This is a genomic window from Trichocoleus desertorum ATA4-8-CV12, assembly GCA_019358975.1.
Classification (GTDB): Bacteria; Cyanobacteriota; Cyanobacteriia; order FACHB-46; family FACHB-46; genus Trichocoleus; species Trichocoleus desertorum_A.
Window position 1 is genome coordinate 25,024 of the sequence record JAHHIL010000057.1, and the last position, 8,714, is coordinate 33,737.

Here is an 8,714-nt window from a genome sequence, read left to right on the forward strand (position 1 = left end):
TGTGTTCAGTTGATTTCAATTTAAGAAGCAAGAAAACGGTAGCGCATTTTGTCTTCTTTTTAGGCATTTAAATGACAAATTATCTGTGGAATCCTCCGCCTGTCTACTCACTGCCAATTCGAGATGGCGTAGAGCGTATTCCCATTAACAGACTATTTTTCGTTGGCAGAAACTATCATGCTCATGCTATCGAAATGGGAAGGCCGGTGGATAAGAATGTGGAGAGGATTTTCTATTTCACAAAATCACCACAAACGCTTGTTGAAAGTGGTGCCAGTGTTACCTATCCACCAGAAACTAGAAATTTTCACTTCGAGATGGAGCTAGTGGTTGTTATTGGTAAGTCAGGCTTTCGGGTTTCCGTAGAGAGAGCGAATGATCTGATCTATGGTTACGCCGCTGGACTTGATATGACTCGCCGCGATCTACAGTTGGATGCGCGTGAAAAAGGGCGCCCATGGGATCTTGGGAAGGATGTGGAGCAGTCGTCCGTCTGCTCAGAGGTCGTCCCGATGAACGGAGTGGTTATTGACAAGGGTCGGATTGAATTAGCCGTCAATGGAGTAACCAGGCAAAAATCAAACATTGATAGACTGATATGGGGCATCCGCGAAATTATTTCTGACCTTTCTCTTTATTACCACCTCCAACCTGGTGATCTGATCTATACCGGTACACCTGAAGGTGTTGGGGCAGTGCTGCCCGGTGATGTGATTACCGGCCATGTTGAGGGGGTGGGTGGCGTAGATTTGACTATAAGTGCATTTGAGTAATTTTACTTATGAAGTTATATAGCTTTTTCCGCAGCAGCACCTCTCATCGCCTGCGAATCGCGTTAAACCTGAAACGTATTCCTGTCGAATACGTTGCGATTGATCTGCGGAAAGAAGAGCATTTGGAGGAGCGATTTAAATTAATAAATCCTCAGGCATTGGTTCCGGTGCTAGCATTGGAAAGTAATGAAACATTAATTCAATCGCCTTCTATTATCGAGTGGCTGGAAGAAGAGTATCCAGCGCCTCCACTTTTGCCTCAAGATCCAATCATGCGAGCAAAAGTGAGAGCTTTGACTGCTATCGTAGGTTGTGATATTCACCCTCTCAATAACCGCCGGATTCTTGAGTATTTGCGTCAACATCTGGGGGCTGACGAAAGTTCTGTGCAAGCTTGGTGTGAAAAGTGGATCATCCAGGGTTTCGATGCAATAGAATCGCTTCTTGCCGAAGAAGGGACGAGTGGCCCATTCTGCTTTGGCGATACTCTTACACTAGCAGATGTTTATCTAATTCCACAAATTGAGAGTGCTCGGCGCTTCAAAATAAGTATCGACAGATGGCCATTGATTTCTGCCATCGATCGTTATTGTGCGGAGATTGAGGAGTTTCGTAGCGCTACGCCAAAAATGCAACCGGATTTTGGGTGAATATGATGTTTTGGATAGATGCTTTTTGAGCAAGGGCTTTTATTCAAAATCACTTCTACGGAAAATAGATAGCGCAATTCCACATGCCGATGTTCCTAACGCTCGCACTGTCTATGTGAGCTGGCATTAGTATGCACGTGCCTCATATTTCTAACCTCTCAACAATCGTCCCACAATCCTTGTGGTTTGATGAGTACGCATATTTCCGCGTATCAAAGTAGGGACTTTGGTCATAGGGGTTGAAGTAGACCTTGCTGCCCCACTAGCCGCGCTCACTCAAATATTTTGAAGTGCCTCACCGCCCTGCAGTTTGTTGGGGCAGAGTAGTCTTTCGTATATCCGCCTTCCTAGACAGTAGTTGGGCGCGGCGGATTGAGCACCCCAATGAAAACTTCCCTTCGCCCCACCCAACCATGCTGAGTAGCTGCAATGAGGTCTCCGAGACTTCTCGATTTCTTCGTATCGCGCAGATTTTTACATCCGTAAATTCCATAGTTTCAATACTATAAACGCCAGTCTCATTGGGGCGTTGGACACAAGCAATGGCCAGGCAATTTCGGTCTGATTTTTTTCTAATTTTCTCTTCTCCACCTTGCACTTGTGTGAAGTGCAGATCGTAAAGTAGCGGCATATAAAAGTTGAACCTAAGGCGGACTGTTTTTTTACGGCAGCGTACGCCACATGGGGCTGGCGCACGCTGCATGCCTACCGAAGCGTATACCAGATGCCAGTTTAGCTGTGACTTCATAGTGAGTGTTCTATGAGCAACTCCTCCAAGTCTGCAGAAACAGCGCTGATACATCTGAAACACTACTCTATTGCTTCGGAAATGTATGCGTAATCTCTGTTTAGCCTAATTGTGGGATGGGAGTCGTTTCGAGTCCCTGCATCATTGGGTATTGACTTGAAGATGTACATCAGACCGACGATACTGAAAAAAGAACTGCCATTTTTCCCATCGCTCGCGATGGCAATGTTGGTCATCGCATGGTCCTTACTTATTTTGCATGCTCAGCCGCATAACGCAATCTCCGTGGTTTGTGGGGCACTAGTTGTGTTATTCCTATGGATCTATGCGCTTCTGCGTAACGCACAGGTGCGCCAAATATTCATTGGGTACATAAGTTTGATGATTTTGCTCATTCTGCAGGTTTCAGAGCATTGGATACTAAATCAAGCTGAAACTATAGTTTCGCTGTTCCCTTTGTTTTTTGCACCTCCATTTATTTGGTCGGCATCCATGCAGGTTGAAACAATTGTGGTGATTTTTTCGGCGCTACTTTTGCATTCATCTGTCATTATTTTTGCATTTCATTCAATTGACAAATGCGATTATTCGGTTGGATGTTCTGTTTTTGCTATCGGTGGTCTATCTTTTCTCGGTGTAAATTCTGATATCAATTCACTAGGAGAGAAGCAAGCGGTGATAATTTTTATACTCGCCATGTTTCTAGTGGTTCGTGTCTTTTTTCAGAGAATTTTCTCAATGGATGCAAATATCAGCGAGATTAATTGATGGGTGCGCTCAATACCAAATATTGATCACGCTTTCGTTTGCTCCAGGCTTTGGATGTAGGTGATATTTATGGATCAGCTTAGAGCTATTCGTACGTTCCTAGAAGTTGTAGACCGCGGTGGATTCGCTGGCGCAGCAAGATCTTTGGAACTTTCACCATCCGTAGTTACGCGATTAGTGTCCGAGCTTGAGCACCATCTCGGCACCCGTCTTCTCAATAGGACCACGCGTAGCGTAGTCCTCACGAAAGCTGGGCAAGCATATGCAGATGAGACGCGCCAACTGTTGCATGCCCTTTGCGATGCTGATGCAGCAGCCCGGGAATCGACTGCGCTCCCGCGAGGGCGTTTAAAAATTCAAGTGCCCCCATCATTTGCGGTTCATCAGTTGGCGAAAGTTTTGCCGGAATTCCGAAGTAAATATCCAAAAATTACTCTCGAGATTCAAGCGATGGGAGCAGTCGATTCAGTTAATGATGGTTGCGATTTGTCAATAATTGTCGCACAGGGAGACAAAATCGACGGAGACTTTGTCGCCAACCCTCTCGCCAGAACTGAAATTTTGCTATGTGCATCCCCCCTCTATATTAATAATTCTAAAAAAATCCTTCATCCTCAGGATTTATCCGCTCATGAAGTACTTGTGCCGCCTATAGCGGCAATACGTCGAAGCGTCAAATTTATTACTACTGATGCAATCAGCGAGACGAGCGCTGCAGTTTTCTTTCAGCCCAAAGAGCCCGCAGTTTCGAGTTTGCATCTCGACGCCATGTATGCAACCGCCCTAGCTGGTATGGGCATTGTAGGTCTTCCTTCATTTATGGCGGACGACGCCTTACGCAGTGGGGCATTAATCAGAGTTCTCCATAAATGGCATGTGGCTACGCTTTCCGTATGGGTTGGTGTTCCCTCACGGCGTCATCTACCGATCGCAACGAGAGCATTCCGTGATTTTCTAGTTGAGAAGTTCGGCACTAATCCTAGAGAGGATCCTTGGCTCGCTTTGGGTGGTGAGAATTCTTCCCCCAGCTCTTTATCTAAAAATTACCAGTCAGTAAAGTTGGCCGTCATACCTTCATAACTGCTATGTAAGAGGGCTCTTATCTGTAAGGCCATATTCGTGAATGATACTTACTCATTGATTAATTTTGAATTGCAACATAATGAAATCGGATCATAAATATTCAGGTCAAAGCTTCGACCATGTGGACACGTCACTTGCACATCTCGGTCGCCAGTCTGCGAAAATGACGAATTCGGTCAACGCTCCGTTAGTGCGAGCTTCAACGACCATTTTCCCCAGTTTGAGTGAGTTCAAAAATTCGTATAGGGGCCTAGTATTTGAGTCTCCCCGCTATGGACGTTCTGGTACGCAGACCAATTTCGAACTGCAGCACGCAATGGCGACGCTATGCAATGCGGAAACTTGTATTGCTACCGGGTCGGGCCTTAGTGCTATTGCCGCTGTATTGGGGGCGCATGCGCGCCTGGGTGGACACATTCTGGTCCAAGAGTCGGCATATGGTCCGACGCAGGCATATTGCAAAAATGTACTCGAACCTTTTGACTGCCAGGTTGAGACATTTGAGTCATCGGAGAGTCTTGAGCAAAAGATTAAACCTCAGACTTCATTGATTTTTATTGAAGTACCTTCTTCATTAACAATGAGGGTAATTGATGTAGCATCCGTCTGTCGTGTTGCAAGTATTCATGGCATTCCCGTTGCATGTGACTCCACTTGGGGCACTCCAATTTTTTTCGATGCCCATGCCTTGGGCATTGACATCTCTATTCACGCTGCGACTAAATACATCAATGGCCACTCAGATGTACTTCTAGGACTTATAACTGGCTCATATGATGCACTTAGATCAACACGAAGCTGGTGCGATACATCTGGGGTTCATGCTGCCCCGGACTCATGCTGGCTTGCCCTAAGAGGAATGAGAACACTTGCCCTGAGAATGAATAAACATCATAACTCAGCGATACAGGTGGCCACTTGGCTCGAAAAGCATCCTCATATCCGTAAAGTGTTTTTTCCCGCGCTACCTTCTAATGAAGGACATGCGCTATGGATAAAACAGTTCTCGGGTGCGCCAGGGCCATTTACAGTTGAGCTCCAGCCATGCAGTGAGAGAGCCTTTGAAACGTTTATGGATTCTTTGCGGTTGTTCGGTATCGGGACTAGCTGGGGGGGATTCGAGAGCTTAGTAATGCCCGCAATCGCTCATAATCTACGCGGTCAACACATTCAACCTGATGATGGAAGGCTTGTTCGCTTTCACATCGGACTTGAAGATCCGAATGATCTGTGTGTCGATATTTCCAATGCATTAAATGCTTTATCGGCTCAGCACTAATCTGTTATCTGTTTGGCACAAAATGAGTGGGTATAAATCTATATAGATAGTGGTGCTGGTATCAATCTGTGATGTGGTTGTGGATTTCACTAAATGCGGTGTCTGGCGAAATTTATGCACACAGCTTGCTAGGGGAGGGGAGGCATGCAGTAAGCTTTTGCACACGTTGTGATCTTTCACAGCGTCTAGCATTGCTTGGTTCGACGATTTGCTGCGCCTCATCCCACAGACATGCGATGATCTGCAATTGCTGTGCCTCGGTTGGTTGTTTCTGTATGAACCGTATCCGCCGCGACAAGGAATTGAGTCACGTTTGCGTAGGAACACATCACTAATGACCTCTAAATCTAACTGGAACTCAAGAGACCTCTATATCGATGTTTTGATCACGAATGCACATCGCCGCTTGGTTACAACGACAGCACTCGATCCCGGCGAGACTAGCACTTCGTTGGTGGTAATTTCGAAGATTCTTCACAAGGTCGCGGACCAGATCATTGAGGGCGCCCCCGTCGGAAGCATTGATGTCACTGACGGTTTGGTTGCAAGTTGGCAGGTGGGTGGATCAACAAATGACTCTGATGTGATTGGAGGCGGGGATGCGCAGTACTCTCCGGGGAGCTCCATTTCAGTCGCTGGGGATGTCTCTGAGATCGATACTCACCTCTTCCGTGAGTTGGAGGAATTAGAGATTGCACAGGTAGCCGGCTTTCGCTTACCAAAACCGCAGCCAGTTGCTAGAGCCTCCACAAAGAAGAACGCCCGCCCCATTTATCGCTATTTCCCGTTCAACCCCGGAACTTTTGGGAGCGCTGGAAGTTGGGAGGCCGCTGTCCGAGCATTGAAAGTCTTCGCTGTTCTTCACGCCGCTCATCGCGGGCCAGAAGGACTTGAAGTCGAGGACCTCTTGCCGCTGTTCTTCCGCAGTAGCAGCGACCTCATTACATATCGCGAGGGCTGGAAGGCGGGGCGGTTTTGGAGTGTCAAGGCGTTTTTGAAGGCGGTGCATGAGCGGGAGAAACACACAAATGGGCTCATTAGCGAGCACGTCATGCCACGCAGTCAAACATTGAGAAGAGCCCTCGCGATGGAGGATATTCAGCAGGCCGTGGAGTTTGTGTGGGACATGAGCTTCGAGTGCGTTGTGACAGCCGATGAGAACAATGAACTCACTAGACGTGACAAGAAGCGCCCAAGAGACACCATCTGGGTGTTTGAGAATGGGCCCTGGGAGCGGTACGCTGGGACGAATATTCAAATCCTAGATGTCGAATGCAATGGGCAAAAATGGCTGTCCGACGAGGATCGTGAGTCTTTACGGAGACTAAAGCTCCTTGCGGAATGGGACGCTTCATTTCTCAAGGACGCTGACCCGGAGATCCTTGCTCAGTGGAGCAAATACATTCCCGTGGAAAAGAGATAGATGGTCGAAAGCTGGCGTTGACTATGGCTATAGGTACAGTGGCGCGTCCAACCGACGACTACAACCCAACCTGGTCGGTCAGTTCAGCCTACTGGTATCACAGTGCGTCTCTGTGGCCCTTAGAAAATCACCTTCTGCGCATTCGCGCACTCACTCCGGTCCCTACCTCGTCAGGCAACTGCAGCCCCTCGTCGATGCGGCTCTGCAGCAGTTGAGCGCCGCTTTTGGCCTTTGCGAATGCCGAGCCTCGGAGGGCTCCGAACCGCTTTGCGTTATCACGTACTCGATCCGACCACTGCGCTGGTATTCGGACGATCCGCAGCAGTCTGGTTGATCTTGAAATAAGCGAGGGTGTAGGTGAAGCGGCTTGCGCCCATTTGTAGAGGTTTGCCTCCGTTACTTCAGACCGGTGGCGCCCCAACCCATACCTAGGTAAAGAGGAGGGCGCGCGGCGAAGGACTTAGTGCAGCGCCCTGGCCCCTGCAGCCAGCCAACGGTCGGATGGGAGCAAGGTCCTATGCTCGGCATAAATCTCTTGGCAGTTTTCCAGTAGCTTCGGCAGGCGTGTGCGCATACATTGCGCCTGCTAGCAACGTAAGGAGATAAGCATGAGGGATACCCGAAACAAGAACTTTCGCGGCGCACTTGCGATTGTCGCAGCAGTCGCTCTGTGCACCACGGCCCAGGCCGAGGACAGTCCGGAAACTGCAGCGCTCAAAACCGAACTTGATCTTGAGAAAACCAAGCTCGAAGTCGCCAAGACCCGGGCCGATCTATACAAGTCGTTGGTGCCCGAACTATCGGACTATAAGCCGGGCAAGCCCGATGCGCCTCAGGTCCTTGCCACTACCACCCGAATTGCCTACCTACAGGCGGATGCTTTGGCCCAGACCGTCGCCAAGGAGGTGCATGCTGCCGCAGGAAAGCTCGCGAAGCCATCAACGCCATCTATCCTCCTGTTGGACAGCCCAAACTTGGTGAGTTATCTATCCGCCGCCGATTCGGTGATCGAAACCCTGAAGGCGTCAACCTATGCTACGGCGGAAAGCACGAACGACCTGTCAAATCTGCTGAACGCTGTCACGAATCCTGCCCGCCATCCGAAGGGCAACATGGGCAATGGCCTCAGGCAAAGGTCTCTTTCTCTTGGCCTCCTAGCACTGCCGGCCTTGATCGAATCGGGCTTTTCGATCGCATCAGCTATGCGCACCCAGTACGTAATGACGGGGACACGTCACGAGGATACCTCCACCAAAGTGCTGCAGGCCAAGACCATTGGTGCCCTGGGAGATCTGGGTATCCAGCTGTTTGATGTCGACGCCTACTTGCCTCAAAATAGTACGGAGACAGCAGCACTCTACAAGGCGGTGCAAGACCAGACATCGTCCTCGGATGCCGCCCGCAAGCTGCTCAAGACAGCGAACAAACTGGCCACTGTCAAGAAAGAGGCAGGCGAGAAAGACGTGGCCGAACGGATTGAGGAACAAGCCGGGGTACTCTCTGGTGTGCTGGCCCAGGCGGACAAGTACCTTCTGACTATCCGTACGCCCGGCGACTCGGGGGTTTCTCAAATGACGGCCGCGATCCGGGGTACCTGGCTGCGCAAGCAACTCGCAACTAACCCGCCTCGTCTGAGCCTGGCCAGCATCGTTTCGTCCACAGACATCGTGGCTGCCGACGGCCTATTTAAAGGGCTTCGGGTTTCAGTCGCAGGCAATACCGTCGTGCACTGGCGGCTCGTTTCATCCGAAGGCTTGGTACAGACAGGCACAACCCAAGCCTGTTCCGACTTGGCCAGCCACGCGTGCTCGAGGACAGTACTGCGTGCTGACGACGGATTCAAGAAGTAAAGATTCGGCGGCCCGCTTCGCGCACGCACTCAAGGTTTAAGTGCAGTAATCGCCCTTAGCCGATGAGGGCTTGCGGAGCCTACGTTGGTGCGTGGAAGTTAAGGGAGTAGTGTGCTTTTGACGACTGCTTGAGGCTGATT

Annotated in this window: 7 protein-coding genes; all 7 read left to right on the forward strand. The window is 49.5% G+C overall.

Annotated features, from left to right (window positions below; all coding sequences use genetic code 11):
• The first annotated feature begins 71 nt into the window (after nt 1–71).
• The 7 genes from KME12_24440 (at nt 72) to KME12_24470 (ending at nt 8,574) form a co-directional block, all read left to right on the forward strand.
• Nucleotides 72–773 carry a fumarylacetoacetate hydrolase family protein gene (locus KME12_24440; GenBank protein MBW4490927.1) on the forward strand — a complete coding sequence of 234 codons (702 nt, stop codon included), beginning with the start codon at nt 72–74 and terminating at the stop codon, nt 771–773.
• 8 nt (nt 774–781) lie between these two features.
• The gene (gene maiA, locus KME12_24445; GenBank protein ID MBW4490928.1) at nt 782–1,423 is read left to right on the forward strand and encodes a maleylacetoacetate isomerase; all 642 of its coding nucleotides are present in this window, start codon (nt 782–784) and stop codon (nt 1,421–1,423) included.
• A 904-nt stretch (nt 1,424–2,327) separates the two neighbouring features.
• Nucleotides 2,328–2,939 carry a hypothetical protein gene (locus KME12_24450; protein ID MBW4490929.1) on the forward strand — a complete coding sequence of 204 codons (612 nt, stop codon included), beginning with the start codon at nt 2,328–2,330 and terminating at the stop codon, nt 2,937–2,939.
• Nucleotides 2,940–3,008: 69 nt separating this feature from the next.
• Complete coding sequence (locus KME12_24455) at nt 3,009–4,019, forward strand: LysR family transcriptional regulator (protein ID MBW4490930.1); 1,011 nt, start codon at nt 3,009–3,011, stop codon at nt 4,017–4,019.
• Nucleotides 4,020–4,101: 82 nt separating this feature from the next.
• Nucleotides 4,102–5,301: a PLP-dependent aspartate aminotransferase family protein gene (locus KME12_24460; GenBank protein MBW4490931.1), complete on the forward strand. Its 1,200-nt coding sequence runs from the start codon at nt 4,102–4,104 to the stop codon at nt 5,299–5,301.
• A gap of 334 nt (nt 5,302–5,635) precedes the next feature.
• Nucleotides 5,636–6,724, forward strand: coding sequence for a hypothetical protein (locus KME12_24465; GenBank protein ID MBW4490932.1), 1,089 nt, complete (start codon nt 5,636–5,638; stop codon nt 6,722–6,724).
• A gap of 608 nt (nt 6,725–7,332) precedes the next feature.
• Nucleotides 7,333–8,574, forward strand: a complete 1,242-nt coding sequence (locus KME12_24470) for a hypothetical protein (GenBank protein ID MBW4490933.1) — start codon at nt 7,333–7,335, stop codon at nt 8,572–8,574.
• Nucleotides 8,575–8,714: the final 140 nt, after the last annotated feature.

Coding starts and splice junctions, on each gene's coding strand:
- KME12_24440 (MBW4490927.1), top strand. CDS start 72: ATGACAAATTATCTGTGGAATCCTCCGCCTGTCTACTCACTGCCAATT.
- maiA (MBW4490928.1), top strand. CDS start 782: ATGAAGTTATATAGCTTTTTCCGCAGCAGCACCTCTCATCGCCTGCGA.
- KME12_24455 (MBW4490930.1), top strand. CDS start 3,009: ATGGATCAGCTTAGAGCTATTCGTACGTTCCTAGAAGTTGTAGACCGC.
- KME12_24460 (MBW4490931.1), top strand. CDS start 4,102: ATGAAATCGGATCATAAATATTCAGGTCAAAGCTTCGACCATGTGGAC.
- KME12_24465 (MBW4490932.1), top strand. CDS start 5,636: ATGACCTCTAAATCTAACTGGAACTCAAGAGACCTCTATATCGATGTT.
- KME12_24470 (MBW4490933.1), top strand. CDS start 7,333: ATGAGGGATACCCGAAACAAGAACTTTCGCGGCGCACTTGCGATTGTC.